Below are 22664 nucleotides of genomic sequence, written 5' to 3'. Positions count from 1 at the left end.
AAGGGTAGTGTTTAGTGTATAGCTGCTGCCAAAGCGATGGAAAGCATCTTACTGGTTTCTGAATCAGAACGCGAAGTGAGTACAATAGGAACCGCTGCGCCCGTAATGACGGCTGCACAGACGGCCCCTCCCAAGAAGTTCAATGCCTTGTAGAAAATATTTCCGGCTTCGATGTCGGGCACGAGAATAATGTCGCTATCTCCGGCAACCTCACTGACGATGCCTTTGTGTGCGGCAGCCTCCTTGTCGACAGCGATATCGATGGCGAAGGGCCCGTCCACGATGCATCCCTGCAATTGTTTTTTGATGTTCATCTCTTTTAGCAGAGCAGCATGAACGGTGGCTTCCATTTTAGGGTTAACAATTTCCACGGCTGCGACAACAGCTACTTTCGGTTCAGTTATCCCGAGTTTGTGACACGCCTCTACGGCATTGTTGAGAATGTGTACTTTGGTGTCGAAATCGGGAGCGATGTTCATGGCTGCATCCGTTACACATAAGAGTTTGTGGTAGTAGGGAGACTCGAAAAAAGCCATATGGCTGAGGATAGCTGCTTTTCGCAGGCCGTTTTCTTTATCAAGAACAGCTTTTAACAGGTCGCCTGTGCTGACAAGTCCCTTCATGAGGATATCGGCACCGCCTTTCTTTATCACGGAGACGGCTATTTTCGCCGATTCATGGGCTCCGTTATCGTTGTGGATAATTTCTACCTGGCTCAGATCAAAATCGACGAGCTCTGCGAGTTTTTCAATTTCACTTTTGTGCCCAATCAGTATGGGGCTAACAAGTCCGTCCTGCATAGCGGCTTTGAGAGACTTCAGTACCGATTCGTCCTCTGCCGCTGCGACAGCAATTCTTCGTTGGGGTTTCTGCTTGGCTTTTTCTGTAAGCTCAGCTAATTTGTGAATCATAAAAAGTATTATTAAGGAGATTTACACGCAAAATAACAAAAAAAAAAGAAGATAATCTCCTGAAACAAGTTTTTTATTGGAATTATGTCAGAAATCTGTTTCTTTTGGCAGGAAACTTTTCTCCTAAGCTAATCATATATATAAAACTATTCATGAATATTTTCATAAAAAGGTAAAGCTATAAAAGTAATTCGAAGTAGTTTTCAAGATGTAATATATGGACTTGCAAACTTAATTGAGACAAAAAGTTAAGCGACATTTTTAATTGATTCTTTTTTAATATTATACTGATTCCAAAATTCATCAATGGTTAAGTTTCCCAATGCTGAGAATCTTCTTTTATGATTATACCAGGATTCAATATATTCAAATACATACAAGCGCATTTGCTCTCTTGTTTTGAGTTTGGTACCATAGACCAATTCAGATTTGAAAGTTTTGAAAAAGCTTTCAGCCACGGCATTATCCCAACAATTTCCCTTTCCACTCATACTTTGTTCCAGCTTCAAGGATTTCAACAGATTGACAGTCTGTTTGCAAGCATATTGTATGCCCCGGTCAGAATGAAATATCATTCCTTCTCCAAAAGGTCTGTTCCTATTGGCCATCCTGATGGCCGGAACTACGGTATGGGATGCATTCATATGATCGCTTATGGACCATCCGATCAGTTTGCGGTCAAAAAGATCCAGCACACAGGTCAGATAAAGAAATCCATCCTTACACGGAATATACGTCAGGTCAGAGACACACGCTTTCACAGGCTCATTCTGATTAAATTCGCGATTCAACAGATTTGGAGCAACCTTATAGTTGTGAGAGGCATCCGTCGTCACTTTGAATCGTCTCGAGAGTTTGCTGCGCAAGCCCATTTTCCTCATGTGGCATGCTACAGTGGTTCTCGAGACAGGAGTTCCGGATACCTGCAAATCCTTTGCCAGCCGGGGGCTTCCATTGCGTCCCCTGGCTGCAAAATATGCATCCCTGATCTTTTCGTCCAGCTCCATATATTTGCGCTTACGTTGGCCCTCCGGATCTTTAAGCCAGCGGTAATAACTGCTCCTGGGGACTTTCAGTACTCTGCACATCACCTCGACCGTCCATTGTTTCGAGTTATATTCCTTTATAAAGAGATAGATCAACGATCTCTCTTGGAGATGATGCTCAAAGCTTTTTTTAATATGTCCCGCTCCGTTTCAGCCTCGCCAAGGCGTTTTTCCAGTTCAGCAATCCTTTTGGTATCTTCACTTAATGACTGGACACCGTGTCCGGGGAAACTGGCTTCTCCTTTCTGCTGGTATTCTTTCCGCCAACGATATAAAAGAAAGGGGGCAATACCCAATTCCTGTGCAAGCTCGGAAATATTCTTGCGTTCTAAACTGAGTTTGACCGCATTCTCTTTGAATGCCTTGTCAAAATGGGTTCTTTGTTTTCTCATATTACACAAAAATAAGCGTTTATGCTTAACTCTGTGTCCCGGCTAAGTTAGTAATTCCAATAAGTAATAATTACAATAAGGTTATTTTTATATATGTATTTTTTACTTTATATAAATTGCTGATAATAATGTTTTAAAACATATAAAAATTTTACATGTATTGTGATTAATCTGTATAATTTTGTATTCTTATTAAGAATATGTCATGAAAAATAGCACTCATGTTTACAACCCTCACGTTTCGGTGGACTGCGTTGTTTTTGGGTTTGACGGTGAAAAACTGAAAGTATTGCTTATCGAACGGACGATAGAAGAACAAAACTTCAGCGATAAAAAATTACCGGGAAGCATTATTTTCGAAGATGAAGACCTGGATGAGGCAGCTATACGTATCCTTAACGAACTGACGGGATTAAAAAACATTTACCTGAGCCAGTTTCATAGCTTTGGCAATCCCCAAAGGACAAAGAATATGAGGGACAAAAATTGGCTGGAGAAACTGACAAACATGAAAATCGGCAGAATCGTTACAGTAGGGTATGTGGCACTGATTAAAATAAGTAGAAAAATTATTTTTGAGTCGGAGAATACTGCAGCAAACTGGTACGACGTAAGTTCATTAAAATCTTTACGGCTAGCTTTCGATCACAATGAAATTGCGGATACTGCGTTAGAGCATATCCGCCACAAAGTGAAGTCGGAGCCCTCCATGTTATTCGAACTGCTGCCTCAGAAGTTCACCATGACACAACTTAGAAACCTGTATGATATCATAATGGGCACAACGTCTGATGTCCGTAACTTCAAGAAAAAAATAATGCAGATTGAAGGCCTGGAACAATTGGACGAAGTGCAGAAAGATGTACCTTACAGAGCTCCCAGGCTTTACAGGTTCGATAAAAAAGTACACAAAAAAAATACACGAAAACTATATAGTTAGCCGTTCATGTTAAACTCAAAATACAGTTTGCGATGAAAAAGACTTCTGGTTACTACCTGTTTCTTTTGTGGATCGCAGGATTTCTCTTTTTTTCCTGCAAAGAGGTACAGCCTTATTTAAACACAAAACTCTCTTTCGAAGAAAGAGCGGACGACCTGCTCTCACGGTTGACAATCGAAGAGAAGGCTGAGCTGATGCGATACGATTCACCGGCCATTGATCGGCTGGGCATACCTGCATATAATTGGTGGAACGAATGCTTGCACGGTGTCGGGCGCTCCGGTTTGGCTACGGTTTTTCCACAAGCTATCGGAATGGCGGCTATGTGGGACAGTCAGCAAATGTCAGAAATTGCAACAGCCATTTCTGACGAAGCGCGCGCCAAGCATCACGATTATGTCTCAAAAGGGAAAAGAGGTATTTACCAGGGATTGACTTTCTGGACACCCAACATCAATATTTTCCGTGATCCGCGGTGGGGCAGGGGGATGGAAACCTATGGAGAGGATCCGTTCCTGACGGCAGAACTTGCCATCCCTTTCATTAAAGGATTACAGGGCGATGATTCAAAGTACCTGAAGTTAGTGGCAACCGTCAAACATTTTGCTGTTCACAGCGGTCCGGAATCCACCCGGCATTCGTTCGACGTATATCCTTCAGATTATGATCTGGCAGAAACTTATCTGCCTCATTTTAGGCGTGCTGTCCAGGAGGCGGGTGCCTATTCCGTCATGTGTGCCTATAACCGGTTACGGGGTGAGCCGTGCTGTGGCGATAAATACCTGGAAGATCTGTTGCGGAACAAATGGGGGTTCAACGGATATATTGTTTCCGATTGTGGGGCCATCAGTGATTTTTACAGGGAAAATGCCCACCACATAGTCAACACACCCGAAGAAGCATCGGCTAAAGCGGTAAAAGCCGGAACCGACCTTAATTGTGGCGATACATATGCCAAAGGTTTGATTGAAGCCGTGAAGCAAAATCTAATCACGGAAGCGGAGCTGGATGTTTCGGTAAAGCGGCTTTTGCTTGCCAGATTCAAGCTCGGAATGTTTGACCCGGATAGCGAAGTGAAATATGCGCAAATCCCTATTGAGGTCGTGGACAGTGAGAATCATCGGGTGCTGGCATTACAAGCTGCACGAAAATCGATGGTTTTATTGAAGAACGACAACAACCTCTTGCCTTTTAGCAAGGAAGTAAAAAAGGTAGCCGTTATTGGTCCAAATGCGGACGATAACGAGGTTCTGTTGGGCAACTACAACGGATACCCTTCGAAAGGAATCACGCCGTTAAAAGGGATTATCGAAAAATTACCCCATGCTGAAGTTGCTTTTGCTCAGGGATGCACACTGGCGGAAAAGCTTCCCTACTTTACCGTTATTCCGGCTGATTATTTTTATACCGATAAAACGCTTCAAACGAAAGGACTTAATGTTGAATATTTCGATAACAACAAGCTGGAAGGTATCGCAAAGCGCACGCGCGTTGATGACAATATCGATTTCGTGTGGTGGAATAAAGCACCCTTCGATGATTTAAACCCTGAAGAATTCTCGATCTGCTGGAGAGGAGTTCTTGTGCCACCTGTTACAGGTGAATATGCCATTGGAGGCGAAGCTTTCACCGGATACAAACTGTCGGTGGACGGTAAGGTGGTAACACAAGGCAGGGACCAGCATCACGCGAGAAAAAGGTATGAGTATGTGCAGTTTGAAGCCGGAAAACCGTATGAAATAGAGGTGGAATACGTTCAGGATAAAACAGAATATGCTCATGTGAAGATACTTTGGGATGTGCCTAATCCTAATTTGAAACAAGAAGCCATTGATTTGGCCAGGAACTCCGATCTGGTGATTCTGTGTATGGGACTGAGCCCCTTATTGGAAGGCGAAGAGATGAAAGTCAATGTAGAAGGTTTTGCGGGTGGAGACCGTCTCGACATCAAACTACCCGCTGTTCAAACCGAGCTCATGAAAGAAATTCAGAAACTCGGGAAACCCACTGTTCTGGTCCTTCTCAATGGAAGCGCCTTAGCCTTTAACTGGGAAGCTGAAAATATTTCTGCCATTCTGGAGGCATGGTATCCCGGGCAGTCGGGCGGAACAGCCATTGCCGACGTTATTTTTGGCGATTACAATCCGGCAGGCCGCCTTCCGGTTACCTTTTATAAAGATGTGAACCAGATTCCTGCTTTTGATAATTATGACATGCAGGGTAAAACTTACCGGTATTTTGAAGGAAAACCTCTGTACGAGTTTGGTTATGGGTTAAGTTATACCACCTTTCAGTATAAACTGCGCACTGTTCCCGAAAGCGTGAAGAACGGAGAGGATATTTCGGTTTCTGTCGATGTGACCAATACCGGCAATATGGATGGAGATGAAGTTGTTCAACTTTACGTGTCTCTACCCGACAGTAAATTGCAAAAACCGATTCGTGCTTTGCAGGGATTTAAACGGGTACATTTGAAAAAAGGTGAAACACAAACCGTGAAGTTTACGTTGAAACCGCATCAGATTGCTGCAAGGAACAAAGCGAACATACCGGTTGTTGAGACCGGAAAAGTGCAGGTGTCGATCGGAGGTAAGCAACCCGATGCCGGTTCGCTGGCTACCGGAAACGTAGTAGAGGTTTTTATCGAGACAGAGGGGGATAATTATTTTATTAACGAATAAAAAGAGAACATCATGTATTTGTTGGGATACGATATAGGCAGTTCATCGGTAAAAGCTTGCCTGGTGAATGCAGAAACGGGGCAGGTGGTAGCATCCGATTTTTTCCCGAAGACCGAGATGCCGATCTATGCTGCACAACCGGGTTGGGCGGAACAAGACCCCGACATGTGGTGGGAAAACCTGAAGCTGGCAAACCAATCGGTAATTAAAAAGTCGGGTATAGATGTTGCCGAAATCAAAGGCATCGGGATATCGTGGCAGATGCACGGATTGGTCGCCATCGATAAGAACGGAAAAGTGCTTCGCCCGTCCATCATTTGGTGCGACAGTCGCGCTGTACCCTACGGTGAAAAAGCATTCGAGGCGATAGGGGCAGAGAATGCCCTGGCTGCACTGTTGAACTCGCCGGGTAACTTCACCGCATCAAAACTGGCTTGGGTAAAAGAAAATGAACCCTACCTTTATGGACAAATCGATAAGATCATGCTCCCCGGTGATTATATTGCCATGAAGCTGACGGGTGGTGTTTGCACTACGATTGAAGGATTATCGGAAGGTGTTTTCTGGGATTTTCAGAGAAATACTGTCTCGACAGAGGTAATGAGTTATTTTGGCTTTAGTAACGATATCATCCCTCCGATCGTCCCGACGTTTGGTTTTCAGGGAACAGTTTGTGCGAAAGCCGCCATAGAACTTGGTTTGAAAGAGGGTACACCGCTGGGATACCGGGCAGGGGACCAGCCCAACAATGCCGTTTCGCTCAACGTGTTCAACCCAGGAGAAATAGCCTCTACCGCAGGAACATCGGGAGTGGTTTACGGCGTGCTGGGCGAAGTGAATTACGATCCGCTTTCGCGTGTTAACACCTTTGCACACGTGAACCACACATCCGGGAAGCCGAGGCTGGGTGTCTTATTGTGCATCAACGGAACCGGTATTCTGAATTCGTGGATAAAAAGGAACATGATACAGCCGGGATTGAGTTACAACGACATGAACGGGCTGGCTGAAAAGTCTCCTGTCGGTTCAAGGGGGGTCTCGGTGATCCCCTTCGGCAACGGAGCAGAGCGGGTGCTGGAAAACAAGAATCCGGGATGTTCTTTTCACGGCATCAACTTCAATATCCATACCCTTTCTGATATTGTTCGTGCTTCGCAGGAGGGCATTGTCTTCTCCTTCAGGTACGGAATGGAAATCATGGAAGAGATGGGGATGGAAATCAATGTTATCAGGGCCGGAAATGCCAATATGTTCTTAAGCTCTGTATTCCGGGAAACACTGGCTGGTGTTACCGGAGCAACCATTGAACTGTTCGATACCGACGGAGCGGCGGGCGCGGCAAAAGCTGCCGGCATGGGTGTAGGAATTTATTCTTCCAACGAAGAGGCATTTGCTTCGCTGAAGAAGATCATGACCATCGGGTCCGGTGAAAGGGACAAAGAGAGGTATGAGGAGGCTTACCAACGTTGGAAAACATACATAACTCAATAGCAAACAACACACAATAAATAATTATGGAAACAAAAAAAGAATTTTTTCCCGGAATCGGCAAGATCCGGTTTGAAGGAAAAGAAAGCAGAAACCCGCTTGCATTTCGTTACTACGATGCTGAAAAAGTGGTTTACGGACGAAAGATGAAAGATTGGTTCAAATTCTCCATGGCTTACTGGCATACCCTTTGTGCGGAATCGAGCGACCCTTTTGGAGAAGAAACCAAAGATTTTGAATGGAACAATGGCAATGGTGCTTTGGAAAGAGCTCGGAAGAAGCTAGATGCCGGCTTTGAGTTTATGCAGAAGATTGGAATCGAATATTTCTGTTTTCACGATATCGATCTGATCGACGAAGGAAAAAGCATAAGGGAGTATGAAGCTAACCTCAGGTCCATCGTTGCATACGCTAAAAAAAGAATGGAAGAGACAGGCATCAAACTGCTCTGGGGCACAGCCAATGTTTTTAGTCACAAGCGTTACATGAACGGGGCAGCCACCAACCCCAACTTCGACAGTGTTGCCTACGCTGCCACACAGATCAAAAACGCACTTGATGCCACCATCGAGCTTGGAGGGGAAAATTATGTTTTCTGGGGCGGGCGCGAAGGGTATATGAGCCTCCTGAACACCGATATGAAGCGAGAAAAGGAACACCTGGCCATGATGCTGGCCAAGGCACGCGATTATGCTCGCTCAAAAGGATTCAAAGGTACATTTCTCATTGAACCCAAGCCGATGGAGCCGACCAAACACCAGTACGATACGGATGCAGAAACCGTGATTGGATTTCTTCGCGCACACAACCTCGACAAGGATTTCAAACTGAACATTGAGGTGAACCATGCCACATTGGCCGGACACACCTTTGAACACGACCTGCAATGTGCTGTCGACGCTGGTTTGTTGGGATCCATTGATGCCAACCGGGGTGATTACCAGAATGGCTGGGATACAGACCAGTTTCCCATCGATCTCTATGAGCTGACACAGGCCATGCTGGTTATCCTGAAAGGCGGCGGACTGCAGGGCGGTGGTACAAACTTCGACGCCAAAACCCGGAGAAATTCCACGGACTTGGAAGATATCTTTATTGCACATATTGCCGGCATGGATGCTTTTGCACGTGCTCTGGAAGCTGCCGCCGGGATTCTGGAGGAATCGCCCTACATGCAGATGCTGACGGAGAGATATGCCTCTTTCGATAGCGGTAAAGGAAAAGAGTTTGAAGAAGGCAGCCTTTCGTTGGAAGATATGCGTGAATACGCCCTCTCGCTGGGTAAAGAGCCGGGTCAGATCAGTGGCAAGCAGGAACTTTATGAGGCGATTGTTAACATGTATATTTGACGGAACCAAGACGATAGAGCCAGAAATCAGAATCTTTGTTTCAACTCTCAATACAACGGTCTGTGAACTTATCGGATACGACGTTGAACAATTTAACAAAAAAGCCTATCGGGTCTGGCAATATTTTGTCTGTCCTGGTTCTTATGTCTTATAATCTAAGGAAAAATGAAATATAACAAAACATACATATTCGGCATCACCCTGGTAGCGACCCTGGGTGGCTTACTCTTCGGCTACGACACGGCTGTGATTTCCGGTGCGGAGAAATCGATAGAGGCTTATCTGATCAGGCCGTTGGGCTTAAATTCGTTAATCCATGGAGCCACCGTATCGAGTGCCTTGATCGGCTGTATTATCGGGGGAGTTATTTCGGGAGTGTTTTCAAACCGGTTTGGCAGAAGAAAAACGCTGCTTATAGCTGCTGTTTTATTTTTTGTGTCGGCATTGGGATCTGGATTTCCCGAATTTATTTTTTTCTCCAAAGGGCACCCTTCCATCGGGTTGCTGTTGACATTCAATTTTTACCGTATAATCGGAGGTGTCGGAGTGGGACTGGCATCTGCCGTTTCGCCCATGTATATCAGTGAGATAGCTCCTGCAGATATTCGGGGAAGGCTGGTTTCCTTTAACCAGTTCGCCATTATTTTTGGAATGCTGGTGGTGTATTTTGTTAATTGGGGCATCGCCTTTGGACAGAGTATCGACTGGATCAACGATGTGGGATGGCGGTATATGTTCGCATCGGAAGCCATTCCTGCAGCCTTGTTTGGGATGCTGCTGTTTCTGGTTCCCGAAACGCCGAGATACCTGGTATTGTCGAATCGCGATGAAAAAGCACGGTCTGTTTTAAGCCGGATTAACGCCGATAAATTAAGGGCTGAAGCCATTTTCTCCGAAATTAAGCAGTCCATCGGACGCACAACAGAACGTTCCCGTATTTTTTCTTACGGGAAAATTGTCATTCTTATCGGTATTTTGTTGTCGGTGTTTCAGCAGTTTGTGGGAATCAATGTTGCGTTGTATTATGCTCCGCGTATTTTCGAGAGTATGGGGGCCGCGAAAGATGCCTCCATGCTACAAACCATCATCATGGGGTTTGTCAATGTCGTGTTTACGGTTGTGGCCATCCTGACAGTGGATAAGTGGGGAAGAAAACCGTTGTTGATTACCGGCTCCATTGGCATGGCTATCGGTATGTTTGCCATATCCTGGTTGTCCTATAATGAGATTATCGGAATAAGCACGCTGGTATTTATCATTATCTACACGGCGTCGTTTATGATGTCGTGGGGACCGATCTGTTGGGTGCTCATCTCTGAAATTTTTCCAAACAAAATCCGGGGTCAGGCGGTCGCCGTGGCGGTTGGCGCACAATGGGCTGCCAATTACCTGATTTCGTCTACCTATCCGGCAATGATGGAATATAGTGGAGCTTTGACCTACGGTTTTTACGGGCTGATGGCTGTACTTTCGGCTCTTTTCGTTTGGAAAATGGTCCCCGAAACCAAAGGAAAATCACTGGAAGAGATGGAAAGCCTGTGGAAAGAGTGAGCTTGAATTACTTATTGAGATTGCCAGGTCATATCCAAATCTAAAGGATATACGGGTCTGGTTACACGTTTAAAGGGTAATGTTCGCATATCCAGATTGCAGAACCCCGATGTTAATGCTATTAGATGTACAGGAGCGATATCCCTTAATTCAGGATAAAGATATCCCAACTTGACAACTACAATATTGAAGTCTAATGGGTTAATATCTAACTCTTCGAAATCTCTCAGCGTTACGAATGAGCGTCGGGAATTCATGATAACAACTTTAATACCGTTGACATCAAGTATGGCGGATTCATGATTGGTACCTATTAATGAATCCGATGGTAAATAAATGACTTTCCCTTTTATGGCAAAAGGTTTACCAAAGACATTATCCACTTTTCCTCCGACAACTAAATCTATTTCGTTGTTAATGCCTGTATTTTTACATTGCTTCAAGGCTTCCTCATCAACTATTCCGGCAAATAAAGTGTTCTTGACATTGTGCCTGATTAAAGCTTCTAGTACTTGTGGATTATCCCCTGGAGCTCCGGCGGTAGTATTGTCTCCTGAGTCGGAGATGAAAACTGTATTGTCATACTCTGAAGCTTTTACAATCATCTCATCAATAGAACCTGAAGGGACATCGAGTATTAGACTTTCGCGTTTTTCCCATATTTGTTGAGCCAATAGAGCTGCTTCACGATTCGCTTTGTCGGCAAATTTTTTATCGGATGCAACTACAAAGACCCGCATGGCTGAGCGATTGAGATCGGCCTAGCAGTATCCTGCAAAAATTGAAACATCCATTAATCCTTCTTTCCCACTAACTTCGGGTATCTGTGAATAGATCGACTTCAACGGCTCAACCTCTGTAATACTCATTTCTCCAGGAACTAAAATAGGTATCTCAACACTGGCTATGTAAGGCTTGAGCCGTTTATTCATAGCCTCAGAAAGCATCCGTATGGCACGTACCTTTGTCTCGGTACCGTCTCTGTGAGGGGCGGTCCTATAAGCTGTCAGGAGATTAATATGCTTTAGGAAGTCCTTTGATAAATTTCCGTGTAAATCAAAACTGCCGGAAATCAATACATCATTTCCAACTATTTCCCTTATTTCTCTGATCAACTCTGCTTGTGCATCTTCATAGCCTTCAACGTGAAGGGCTCCGTGCATATCCATATAAATTCCGTCTAATGAACCGGCTTTACGTATTCGTTCCAATATTTCTGACTTGAACGAATCAAATATTCTTTTTTCAACAACTCCGCCTGGCCAGGCATAGGCATGTAGAGTTGGGATAAACTCCATACCTAAATCCTTTCCCGCTTCAGCCCATGGTTCATCTTTTAAAACATCCTTATCCCGCAACACCTTAAAGTCTGACTCTTTGGTGGGTAAAGTGGAGAATGTGTTCGACTCGTGACGAATACCGAGTGTTAAAACTTTTTTAGTTGTGGGTCTTGAACGGTTAACACAGCTAACCAAAAAGAACATTCCACATATAAAAATTAAAATACGTGTTACTCCTTGTTTCATGCTTCAGTTTTTCTCTTTGATAAAATGCCTATTAATTCAACTAAATGATTCATGAGCGATCTTCTTGCTTAAAAGATATTGTAATAACTGTTGTTATAAGGAACAGTTTTATATATTCCTATCTTTTATCAATCAAGGTTTTAAACTTAATACTTTTTTGTGATTAAGAAAAAATGGGGGGACTAAAGAGGGTATATTGGAAAGAGGCAGAACTTCTTCGGGCAAATTTATACCCAGTACATCAATCATAAAGGAACGTCGTTTCATACACCTCTCATACACTTCGGGATATTCTTCTTTTACCTTGTTTCGGAGATGATTGTCTGCAATTACAACCCCGTCCTCCATTCTTGAGGTTGAATATTTCTTTGACCGGGGTATAATATCAACCTGCATGTACATGCCTGAATGAATCTCTTCTTCAGAGTTAGGATAAATGGGAGAACTTAACCATTCTTCATAATGAATCAAATGACCCGGGTTCAGAAAAACTCCAAAGTCTTCAAAAGGTAAATGTTCATCAATCAATTGGCGCAGAACACCCCCTTTTGTCCCAATTTTCAAATTTTCCAACCATTTAGTGCAGGCATAGAAATAGGGCCCTGCAAAATTCGAAACATAGTCTTGTGCATCTTCCGGAAGATCATGCTCGCTTTCAGCAACCCATCCAGCCCTGCAAATATTACTTCCCCAATAGGAAATTCCTGTAGAAAAGGGCAATCCTTTTTCAATCAATGCTCCAACTGGACTGGATAACCCAATACTTTGATTTCCATTACTTTTCATGCCAATATGACATCCTAACGGGTAGCCTGTGTACCGGTATTCCTTTGCCAAATCAAAATCGGTTATATCTGACTTAAAATTGGTTATTAAGGATTTCATTCCTTCTGATGCCATTACATTAACAAATTCAAAATGTGCAATTTCGAAAGATGAAAGGAAAGACTTTAATCCGTAGGAGGGGGCCATTAACATATCAGTTACATTGATTACGTTTTCGTAACTGCTCAAAGAACGGAGCATATCTACTATAAACGAAGGTATTTCAATAACGTGCTGATGATGTTCAAACTCCAGTCTTGAGTAATATTTCCAACCGATGCACCCGATTCTCGATTCTTTGTCTATTCCTTCTTCTGAAAGGATTTCAGCGAGTGAGCGACTTTCATCTCTGGGTTGATCCAGTAGAGAGAATGGCTGGTACCTTTCGTACCTTAAAGAACCGTTGTTGTATAATGGAGATACGCTTAAATGACTCACGCACTCATTACCAACTAGAATCAATGGATTATTTTCTTTGGTTATTAACAACAATGCTTCTTCAAAACGAGGATCAAAATGAGTCAGGTACATTATATTGCCAAAATGTTCTCTATCACCATACACAACCAGGTGTGTAAGCGCTCTTTCCTCCATCACTTGCCGGCATTTTTCAATTCTTTCTGTTAACTCCGTTGCTGATGGATAAATAATCGGGTCAGCTTCACCAAAACTGGGCCAATCGATTTCTTTTAAATATACCTTATTTTTTATCATGGCAGTATTTTTTATAAGTTGTTGATTTTAAGAGTATTGGCTGAACTGTAACGATTTGCTCTTACACTGTTTTCCCCAAAGAAAAAGCACCTACCGGAATAAACCGATAAGTGCTTGTTGTTGAGGGAGCGGCAAACGAGATTCGAACTCGCGACCCTCAGCTTGGGAAGCTTTTAAACAGTTATTTCTGTATTTTTTCTCTATTTTCAAATAATTCATAAATACCTGTTTAACAGCATATATAATAAATTATTAACTCTTTCCTATTTCTTCTATTTGTATATTTTTGCTACTTTTGTTTGTTATTTGTTTGTTATGATTGTTTGTTATATATCGAATACAATCTAAAAATATACTGATATGAAATTCTACTATTCCAATAACGGTATAACCGTTAAACTTGTTCGAGATATAAGGAATAAAAATCCCGAAAATGAATGCCCACTACGGTGGCGTGTAACATATAAAAGAGATAGCGACTACTACTCTACAGGAAAAGTATTAGATCGTGAGGACTGGGAATTATTTGAAGCTTCAGAGGAAGCTGATTTTAATTTTAAGACTAAAGCGGCACATCTAAGAGAGCATAAAGACGACATACAAAAATATTTTGATGATATTCTTAAACCCGCAGTTAAAGAGACTGCAGACAATTTCTCTTTTGCAGCACTCGATCACAAATTAGGCAAGTCGGATATCTTAACCGTAAATGATGCGTTTACGGCCAAAATAAACACTTTAAACAACACCTTCAAGGTCGGGAATGCAACAATATACAGAACCACATTAAACGCTCTTATACGTTTTCAGTATTACAGAAAAATCAAAAGTAAAATAGCCAAACAACTATTTATTGAAGAATGTGTAAGTAAAAAGCATAAGACAAAAGGTAAGGATGTTTTAAACGTCATCGCTGATATTAAATTTGACGATATCACGGTGAAATTTTTATCTGACTGCGAAGACTTTTGGAGTGCGACCGGTATAGAATACGCTACTATCGGGATTTATATGAGAACACTTAGGGCAATAATAAACAATGGAGAAGACCCTTATTTAAGCGGAACTCGCTATCCATTTGGAGAGGGCAAGAATAAATATTCTATTCCGGAAGGTGGGAGAAAATCTATCGCTTTAGACATTGAGGACATTTGGAAAATAGAGGATTTTGAGACTGACAATCAAGGATTGATGGTTGCAAGGGATATTTTCATATTCATGTTCTATTGTAACGGACTAAATTTCGGTGATCTATGCAGGTTGCAATACAAAGACATCGACGGAGCATCCCAAGAGATTGTATTTCATCGTAAGAAAACCAGAGATACAAAAAAGAAAAAAAATCCAGAGCCTATTTGCGCTCCGCTACTACCTCCAATGGTAGAAATAATTAACCGACACGGCAATAAAGAACAGAATGGATATATCTTTCCATTTCTTAACGGCATCGAACGAGTAGATCAAAACGAAAGAAAGATAAAAGACGCTATTCAACTGGCATTAAACCCAATAAATAATTCATTAAAAGTAATAGCAGCACAATTAGGGATAGACCGGAATTTATCGACCGCCTATACCCGTAACAGCTACGTAACTCATCTTACAAGCGAAATGTATATTAGTGAGATTTTCGTTAAACAAATGGTTGGCCATAGTACTGGAAAGAATGTAACCGCCGGCTATAATAATCCATCCCCCAAAAAAAGGAGAGAGGTGAATTCTAAACTATTAAACCCAAACAAAAAATACTCATGTTTCGCACTTCCCTCAAACCATTGACAAAGAAATAGAAGGGAAATGCATTATTATCTATATCTCTGTACTATAACATTTTATATTTTACAATTTCTCAATCGTCCTTAACCATCACCGAACAACACAGTGCAATGATCATGGATTCTGCTTTTGGATTGGCCAACATTTTTTCAAGTAAATCATCGGCATCCATCTCCAATACCTCGCATACTGAGCAGACTAACTCGATGAACAGCCCCCATAGCCGTCTGTCGAGTGTTTCCCTGAGCACATCGGCGTTCATTGACCGATAAAGTGCCCCTTTCGACTCGTAGTTATCGTACCGGAAACGCAGTGTCAATAACAGATAGGCTATCATGCTGATGGTCGTTTCTGCTACCTGGGCGTCAAAGTTACTGGATTGACATCTTCCCAGGTTCAACAATTGCTTCGATTCTCGATTGAACACCTCCACAACCCATCTTACCTGGTAATGCCCGATCAATCCCTTGAACGTCAGTTTCGTGTCCGTCGTCAACAAAACCTTCCATTTGTCATTTTTGCCCCGACGACTAAAGAAAAGGCAGATCTCAACACCTTGGTACAGCACCCTGGCCTGTTTGTACTGGTAACCCAGGGAACGGCAGCGCCTGGGTTTGCCCAGCATGTTATTGATCTGGGCGTGAGTCAGGCTCTTACCCTGATACTCAAACTTAGTCTTTGCAAACTTGTACATCCCGATCAGGTGAACTTCCTTGTCCTTCACACTCCGGATAGCCTGTATCAACGCATCGCAAGTAAACCAGCTGTCCACCAGGACGTAATCAACACGAAGCCCGCGATAGATGGCCGTGAAAAACATCCGCAGGACCATCTGAATCTTGTTCGTGTCCAGTTCTTCCACACGTTTAGCGGTGTACGAGTCCTTGATACGCTTGCAACTGTATTGCTTGCGGATCTGCTTTTTGGTCATCCCAAACGGGCGTTCCTGCTTTTTCCCTTTTTCCCGGTGAAGACTGAAATCCAGTGGTATGGAGGACTTACCGTCCCAGTACATCATCACCAACAGCTTGAATCCAAGCACGTAGCTGTTGGTTACATGATCCCATACCTTCCCGATCTTCTCTATACGCTTCCCGGTTTTAGACAGGGTGGTGTCATCGAAGATCAGGTAACGGGATGAGGTATCATCTACATCACTATCTTTGGACGTCACCGTCAGAAAACGATGCACAAGATGCCACATAAGCATCCGCCAGCATATGATGGAACTGTTCTTCAAGCGATAGAACACATCCTTGCCCATGGTGGAACCTTCACCTGTGGGGCTGTTCAGATAGGAGTTGACCGTCTTGTCTGAACTGACCACCATGGAGACCAGCAGGGCCAGGACCATTTTAAAATCATATCCCCGGGTCTTGAACCATTTGAACTCAGAAAGACCTTCGCTTAGCTTCAACGCCTTGAAGCGGCTAAAAATATCTTCAGCGGAAACCCTGCCGGGGGTAAAGTCCGCTTTCAACTCTTGAATCTTTTTAATATCTTTGTCCTGCAGCATATTTTAATGGTTTGGTTTCCATCGCTAAGATAATCATTTTCAATGATATATTAGCTAAAATATGCTGCTTTTTTTATCTCTTATCCTCTGATTATCAACTTCATTTTTAACTGCGAAACATCAGAAAATATAATACGATAAGTCTATTGTCTGTAACCGGATGATCGTTTCCCGAAATATGACAGACTGTGTCTGTTAATTTCAAAGATAAGGAAACCAATTCCTGTATAACACCGAACTGGTTGTAAAATGTGATATTTTAGGCACCTTCGCTAAATGAAAACATTATCCCAACTATTTGTTTAATGAAAATATGGTATGAGCGCGTTAGAATTTAGAAAGTGTAATTACATTTATTTTTAAGTCATTAATCGTCTAAAGTCCAATTAACTTTAGACTTATCCTTTTATAAAGATTATTATTAGGAATATATGTCGATATTCTTTGTCCATCAATAATAGCTCTATTATAACCGGCATACATATCATACCAGCCATAACCAAACCCGAGGGATAGCCTTAATCCATTATTATCTCTATTTAAATATTGAACTAAGCCCATTTCTAAAAATGTACCGGGTGAAAATCCAGTAAATTGGTATTTACCTACATTCTCGGATAGTATATCATTGTTCATCCGTTTCTCTAATGATATATACTCATATGGAATTGGTTCGAATGAAACCGACCAATTCGTGTAAACACCTGTAGATTGGAAAAGTGGTCGTGAATAAAAAGTAGAAAAAAACAGATTGAAACGTTTAATATTATCTTCATCAAAATAATAGCTGCTATTTCTTGAACTATCCGACCATCCAGCAATATCCAATGGAACGGAAAGGAACATAGTTCCAGCAGAAATTCCAAAATACTGATTGAATTGAAGGCTATAAGTCAACGAAAAATGATATGCTATGTTACTGGAATTAAAGTAAAAACCGCCATCCATACCTAAAGTTTTTTGGATTTGCGCATTCAAATAAACTGAATTAAGAAAAAACATAACCAAAACCAAAGTACAAAATATTATACGTTTCATGCCGATATTTGTATCATTATTTGTTCTTCTATTTTTGCAGAAAGAAACAATTAGTAAAATAATAGTCCCTCATACTAATTATAATTGTGAAAACATTAATTTATTAGCTAAGAGACTATTTAGTATTTTGTTTGCTATAGTTAAATTTTAATTGCTTCTTCCGTAGGGCAATACATAGGCAAATTTGAGATCGAAAGCCGGATAGAATAAACCATACGGTTCATCGAGGTTGTAGCCGTATCCTGCTCCTAACGAATAACTGAAAATCCAATGTCTTCCAATATTTCGCTGTCCTCCCCAATTCAGATTTGTTAGCAATGTATTGGTCAAATAATGTATCTCATCAGTTAATGGTTTTGATACATATTTCACTTTTAAACCGATAAAGTTTCCCGAATTGAATAATTTCGGTTCACTTTTATGGTTATAAATAAACTTGCCATTTACTCCTAAATGTACGCTCGGATTCAATAATGTCCAATGCCAATCCATCCTGAACGTAAGGGCTTCACCTTCACCGAAATCATAACTTGGCCCAAGACCAATGCTCGGTTCAATGGTTATTTTTTTCGCTATGGGTAACTCAACCGCCAGATCAAGTCCATTTATTCCCAATCCTATTCTGGATACTGTTTGCAACTCTTGTGAATACAAAGTGTTTGTAATAAAAAGGGAGCAAAATAAAAAGTATCTAAAAAGTAGTTTCTTCGTTTCCATTTATATATTCGTATTATTTTGATTATTTTACTTTTAATCCGGCGCAAGCAAATAAACACTCACGCCGGATATAAAATTTAAATATAATATTTTACTATGATTCTATTACTTGTCTTTTGTCTTTTTAAGAATCATACCTTTTACTTCACCGCCGGAATCAGTTGTTGTATATGCGTAAACAAATGCAGATTCCACATTAGGAGCTTTATTCTTGACATTTTTTGCTAAAGTTTTAAGGGCACTTCCAACCAGTCCTAAATTTGAATTGTATTCAACTTCAAATACAACACCACTATCAAAAACTTTCACTTGGCTTGGCCCGGGTTTCCAAATTTTATCGGAACCAATAAAAACATGCATCTGCTTTTTCTTCAAATCTATAATATGTATTGAAATACCCGGAATCGGTACTTTTTGAAAAGGATTTGTATTCCATATACTCTTGTTAATCGCCGCTTCTCTTTGCTCAAGAGCTTGAGTAAGATAGGGGTCTCCTAATTTTTTCAGATAATCTAATCCTGCTTTTGTCATTAAGTCTATACCTGCATTTGCAATATCAAGTGAATTAACTTCAATCTCTTTTCCTAAAATAATAGGTATGGTAATAATATTACCATCCGAGACTTTCTTGTCAAATTTATACAATGTAGAGACTTTAGCTAAATTTCCCATGAATTTGCCGTAGGTCATTCTCTTAGTCTGATCATGTAAATCAGGCATGTCAGGTATATCTAACTTATCATATACAAAATGAATATGTTCCCATCCCATAACTGTTCCAGGCCCCCAACTTGCTTCTTTAGTCCAGTTATGAAGCAACGATCGTCTTCTTATTACAGCCGCTTTTAATCCTGTTTCACTATAGACCAAATAATTATAACTATATAAAGAAGCACTCAATCTTCTTTTATGTTGAATATCTATTTTGTGAGCACTGTTATTTCCGAATAAACCTGCAAGTCCTTTCCCAACCAAAGTATACGGTTCTGTTGACATAACAGGAAAATTCTTTATATCTACAGGATCTCTTTGTAGATTATATGCGGTTGCACGTGTAGAGATAGATGAAATATCCTCTTCATCTCCATCCGGTTCTTCATAAAAATCTTCTTCTGACAAATCTTTGAAAGTATCAAAAAGAAATATTTCATTGAATTTTTTTAAATCGGTAGAAACTTGCTCAAAAACTGAAAAATCAGAAAGCGTGTCAACAACTGTTTGATTTGACATATGGGTAAATAGTGTACCCTGTCTTGTAATCATATATAAGGTATCATCTACGATAATTTGTCCTTTTTCATTCAATAATTTTCTGAAATTTTCATTTGGAACGAGTACCTCGGAAATATCAGAGTCAAATGCTGAAACAGAAGATGCCGATCGAGTATAACCTGTATTGTTTATCGCATTTTTTAATTCTTCCTTACTACTAAAAGCATTGATCTCAGAAACAGATTCTGTCTGTTTAACCAAAATTTCATTCTCAAAATTATCTTCACTTTTATTGCATGAAGACAAAAACTGAAAAACAACAAAACATGCTACAAGCATGAATACATTAAACTTTTTCATTTTGTAAAATTGTGTTATGTCCCTACGCATTCACGACGAAATTAATAATTGCTTTTATTGCTTGTCTTATTTCAGCCACAAGCTTGCTGCCATTGAGAAGAGGATAGAGTATTTATCCAATATTGTCATTTAGAGTTTACAAAGAAACTTTAGTTAAAGTCTCAACTCTACCTTATCAATTAATTTCAAATTCCCCCCACATAGTGCCGTGATCATTGTTGAATGTAAGAACAAAACTCCTGCGGGTAATTCTGAAAGAGAAATTGGCTTGGAATCAAATATATTCTAAAAGTAATATTTGACCCCAAACTTACTAGCAGGGACAATATAGCTGTCAAATAAAAGTACTTAATCAATTTCATTTCCATAAAATTTTTAAAAGGCAGCATGCTGAAATGATAGTGCTACTATTTCAATAGACATTTGTCTTAAAAAAGAATATCGACGTTTAATCCTACGGAGGAATTGTCTTGCAACCGGCTATATTCTCATGGATGCTCCAGGTATCTATTTGTTAACCGCTGATAATGATAAGAAACAGCTAACAATATACGAGCTTCTCCCGCAAGTGGATAAGAGAATCCCATGTCCTACCCGGCCTTTGACGTAAGGAGCGATCTTACCACGTGAGGAGAACGTATATTTCACATTCATATGGCTCATGCTCATCCATGCGATACAATCGCAGGAGACTAAAAAATAACACCTACATTAAATCCAATGGAAGATATGTTTTTCCTTACAGAGTTCGACATATATTTATATGTTACAGGCTGAAAAAGATAAAACACGGATACAGTTAATGCCTCTCCAAAATGATTTGAATGTTTTAAAATGCCTAAATTGATAGTAGAGTTAATCCCCCCCTTTATATCAAACGGTATAGTAACATAATCGTTTTCAATTTCATCTACATAAGAAAGTTTTTTCTTATGGGAAAAGAATGCATAGCCAATGTCAACCTTAATGAAGGGGTTTACCCGATGATTTGACGAAATACTATATTTTCCATGTAGATAAGGCTTCCACGCATTATGCCAGCCTGTTTGAAAATAATGATTATCTATTAATTCATTTTTTAAATCCGTTCTATTATTATAGTCTACAAATCCAATTCCTACTCCTAATGTGAAATTTTCTGTTAATTTATATCCTGGAGAAAACTGGAAGTTATAACTAAAAACGTCATTTATCCCCTTTGCGGAACCTGCTTCAAAAAAAAATTCCATCTTTTCTAAGTTCTGGCCGTTCATGTATGTGCATGCGAAAACAAATAACACAAATAATGATGTCCTTAAAATCGAAAACATAATCCTTTTTTTTATATTTATAATAAAATAATGGTTACTGCTACAGGTATTAACCACAGGCCCCAATTAACCAAAAAACTTGCAAGGTCTTCCCCAAAACCCGTACCGTTATCTAGTGACATTAAATGATTTATATCTACAGTATAAATTCCTGTAAAAGAGTATTTAGGATAATCTTCTCCGCATGCGAATTCCAATTTAATTTTATCAACTTCTGATGGCTTTATAGTTTGATAATACCTGGATGCAGAAACATAATATTTATGGGGGGAATATTCAAGTTCTTTTAGACCTTGACTTGTTATGGGGGTTCGAACGCCATTTGTTGAATACCAATAACCCCTTGATGTCATTTTCCCATTATACCAATGAACAGCCCCTTTCTTCCTAAAACATAAATCAACTCTTCCTAGTTTAACTTTAGACCCGTCTTTTGAATTTTTATCACTAACCTCAATTCCTCTCAAAGTAATCCAAGCTTTTCTTTTTTTATTCATATTTTCTTTATCCAAGGTAAGATACTTTATATCTGTAAATGCGCGAGTATTGGGATTTTCCTCTACATCAACATTTACATTTTCGGGCATACCTAATCCTAATTCTTGAATTTTTTCATAAGAAAAAACATCACGCATATCTATCTCTTTTCCAGCTATTATAACTTTACCTTGCTGATTTAATAGCTTTGCAATAGCCTCGTCACTTACTGGCAGGAACGCTGCATAATCTTCTTCGTATTCAGGATAATACAGATTGGGGAATTTCACCTTAAATTCTTCATATCCTCCCTCACGTTGGTAATAATCGTCTGCTTCAGTCATAGCCTGATCAAATTCTCTAAATAAAGAAATAAATTCTTCCCCGGAAGCAGAACGGGTAAAAGAGGCAGTTCCAACTTCATTATTTCTCACTTTTTCGACAGCTTCTAAAAATGCTGCTTCATTATCAAACATAAGAATTCCATCCGATTGCCTAAAAACTGTATTAGTTTCATCGGTGATCGCTACTTGTTGTTCATCCAACTCATTATTACAAGAGGATAGTAGCATGCATGTTAATGCCAGCAATGTAAAAAGAATTGTTCTCATAATTGTAATTTTTTTGTCCCCATACCGTACATATTGTATTCAAGTACTCAGGGTATGAATAAATATTTGTCAATGAACTATCTTAACAACCTTCTTTCCATATTGCGCACTATAAAAATCTGTTGATTAATTCATTTTTTTGCTTTACTGATGCAAAATTATACCCTTGTTTTTCCATTTACTATACACAAAAGTGTGTTTTTGGCATACACTATCGAAATACA

18 protein-coding genes are annotated in these 22664 nt (G+C 40.4%); 6 read left to right on the top strand and 12 right to left on the bottom strand.

Going from position 1 to position 22664, the window contains the following annotated elements:
* Nucleotides 1-11 precede the first annotated feature (11 nt).
* The 3 genes from AACM02_RS02320 to AACM02_RS02310 all read right to left on the bottom strand — a co-directional run bounded on the left by AACM02_RS02320 (nucleotide 12) and on the right by AACM02_RS02310 (nucleotide 2349).
* Entirely contained in the window at nucleotides 12-911 is a 900-nt protein-coding gene (locus AACM02_RS02320; RefSeq protein WP_332457659.1) for a bifunctional enoyl-CoA hydratase/phosphate acetyltransferase, read from the bottom strand.
* Nucleotides 912-1159: 248 nt separating this feature from the next.
* On the bottom strand, nucleotides 1160-2053 hold the full coding sequence (locus AACM02_RS02315; RefSeq protein ID WP_332456298.1) for an IS3 family transposase: 894 nt from the start codon (nucleotides 2051-2053) through the stop codon (nucleotides 1160-1162).
* Nucleotides 2050-2349 carry a transposase gene (locus AACM02_RS02310; protein ID WP_071135911.1) on the bottom strand — a complete coding sequence of 100 codons (300 nt, stop codon included), beginning with the start codon at nucleotides 2347-2349 and terminating at the stop codon, nucleotides 2050-2052. Before AACM02_RS02310 ends, AACM02_RS02315 begins: the two co-directional genes overlap by 4 nt.
* A gap of 205 nt (nucleotides 2350-2554) precedes the next feature.
* On the opposite strand from AACM02_RS02310, the gene AACM02_RS02305 reads away from it, so the two are divergent.
* The 5 genes from AACM02_RS02305 to xylE all read left to right on the top strand — a co-directional run bounded on the left by AACM02_RS02305 (nucleotide 2555) and on the right by xylE (nucleotide 10358).
* Complete coding sequence (locus AACM02_RS02305; RefSeq protein WP_332457658.1) at nucleotides 2555-3289, top strand: NrtR DNA-binding winged helix domain-containing protein; 735 nt, start codon at nucleotides 2555-2557, stop codon at nucleotides 3287-3289.
* A 32-nt stretch (nucleotides 3290-3321) separates the two neighbouring features.
* The gene (locus AACM02_RS02300) at nucleotides 3322-5970 is read left to right on the top strand and encodes a glycoside hydrolase family 3 C-terminal domain-containing protein (RefSeq protein WP_339115946.1); all 2649 of its coding nucleotides are present in this window, start codon (nucleotides 3322-3324) and stop codon (nucleotides 5968-5970) included.
* 12 nt (nucleotides 5971-5982) lie between these two features.
* A complete protein-coding gene (locus AACM02_RS02295; RefSeq protein WP_339115945.1) occupies nucleotides 5983-7461 on the top strand; it encodes an FGGY family carbohydrate kinase in 1479 nt (492 codons plus the stop codon).
* Nucleotides 7462-7484: 23 nt separating this feature from the next.
* Nucleotides 7485-8807 carry a xylose isomerase gene (gene xylA, locus AACM02_RS02290; protein WP_339115944.1) on the top strand — a complete coding sequence of 441 codons (1323 nt, stop codon included), beginning with the start codon at nucleotides 7485-7487 and terminating at the stop codon, nucleotides 8805-8807.
* 165 nt (nucleotides 8808-8972) lie between these two features.
* Entirely contained in the window at nucleotides 8973-10358 is a 1386-nt protein-coding gene (gene xylE / locus AACM02_RS02285) for a D-xylose transporter XylE (protein ID WP_339115943.1), read from the top strand.
* Between the two features lie 11 nt (nucleotides 10359-10369).
* On the opposite strand, the gene AACM02_RS02280 is transcribed toward xylE, so the two are convergent.
* The 3 genes from AACM02_RS02280 to AACM02_RS02270 all read right to left on the bottom strand — a co-directional run bounded on the left by AACM02_RS02280 (nucleotide 10370) and on the right by AACM02_RS02270 (nucleotide 13423).
* Nucleotides 10370-11098 (bottom strand): MlrC C-terminal domain-containing protein, encoded by a 729-nt coding sequence (locus tag AACM02_RS02280; protein WP_339115942.1) that lies wholly within the window; start codon nucleotides 11096-11098, stop codon nucleotides 10370-10372.
* Between the two features lie 21 nt (nucleotides 11099-11119).
* Complete coding sequence (locus AACM02_RS02275) at nucleotides 11120-11884, bottom strand: M81 family metallopeptidase (RefSeq protein WP_339115941.1); 765 nt, start codon at nucleotides 11882-11884, stop codon at nucleotides 11120-11122.
* A 132-nt stretch (nucleotides 11885-12016) separates the two neighbouring features.
* Nucleotides 12017-13423, bottom strand: coding sequence for a hypothetical protein (locus tag AACM02_RS02270; RefSeq protein WP_339115940.1), 1407 nt, complete (start codon nucleotides 13421-13423; stop codon nucleotides 12017-12019).
* A 360-nt stretch (nucleotides 13424-13783) separates the two neighbouring features.
* On the opposite strand from AACM02_RS02270, the gene AACM02_RS02265 reads away from it, so the two are divergent.
* Nucleotides 13784-15202, top strand: coding sequence for a phage integrase SAM-like domain-containing protein (locus AACM02_RS02265; protein ID WP_339115939.1), 1419 nt, complete (start codon nucleotides 13784-13786; stop codon nucleotides 15200-15202).
* Between the two features lie 70 nt (nucleotides 15203-15272).
* Here the strand turns inward: AACM02_RS02265 and AACM02_RS02260 are convergent, their stop codons facing one another.
* The 6 genes from AACM02_RS02260 to AACM02_RS02235 form a co-directional block, all read right to left on the bottom strand.
* On the bottom strand, nucleotides 15273-16715 hold the full coding sequence (locus tag AACM02_RS02260) for a transposase (RefSeq protein WP_339115938.1): 1443 nt from the start codon (nucleotides 16713-16715) through the stop codon (nucleotides 15273-15275).
* 375 nt (nucleotides 16716-17090) lie between these two features.
* A complete protein-coding gene (locus tag AACM02_RS02255) occupies nucleotides 17091-17753 on the bottom strand; it encodes a hypothetical protein (protein WP_045088828.1) in 663 nt (220 codons plus the stop codon).
* 147 nt (nucleotides 17754-17900) lie between these two features.
* Nucleotides 17901-18392: a hypothetical protein gene (locus AACM02_RS02250; RefSeq protein WP_053826873.1), complete on the bottom strand. Its 492-nt coding sequence runs from the start codon at nucleotides 18390-18392 to the stop codon at nucleotides 17901-17903.
* A 183-nt stretch (nucleotides 18393-18575) separates the two neighbouring features.
* Entirely contained in the window at nucleotides 18576-20042 is a 1467-nt protein-coding gene (locus AACM02_RS02245; protein ID WP_053826874.1) for a hypothetical protein, read from the bottom strand.
* Nucleotides 20043-20734: 692 nt separating this feature from the next.
* On the bottom strand, nucleotides 20735-21271 hold the full coding sequence (locus AACM02_RS02240) for a hypothetical protein (RefSeq protein WP_313379814.1): 537 nt from the start codon (nucleotides 21269-21271) through the stop codon (nucleotides 20735-20737).
* A gap of 98 nt (nucleotides 21272-21369) precedes the next feature.
* Nucleotides 21370-22440, bottom strand: coding sequence for a hypothetical protein (locus AACM02_RS02235; RefSeq protein ID WP_045088824.1), 1071 nt, complete (start codon nucleotides 22438-22440; stop codon nucleotides 21370-21372).
* Between the last annotated feature and the right edge of the window lie 224 nt (nucleotides 22441-22664).

Source organism: Petrimonas sp., assembly GCF_963921705.1.
Taxonomy (GTDB): Bacteria; Bacteroidota; Bacteroidia; order Bacteroidales; family Dysgonomonadaceae; genus Petrimonas; species Petrimonas sulfuriphila.
This window is presented reverse-complemented; position numbering and strand designations above follow the sequence as displayed.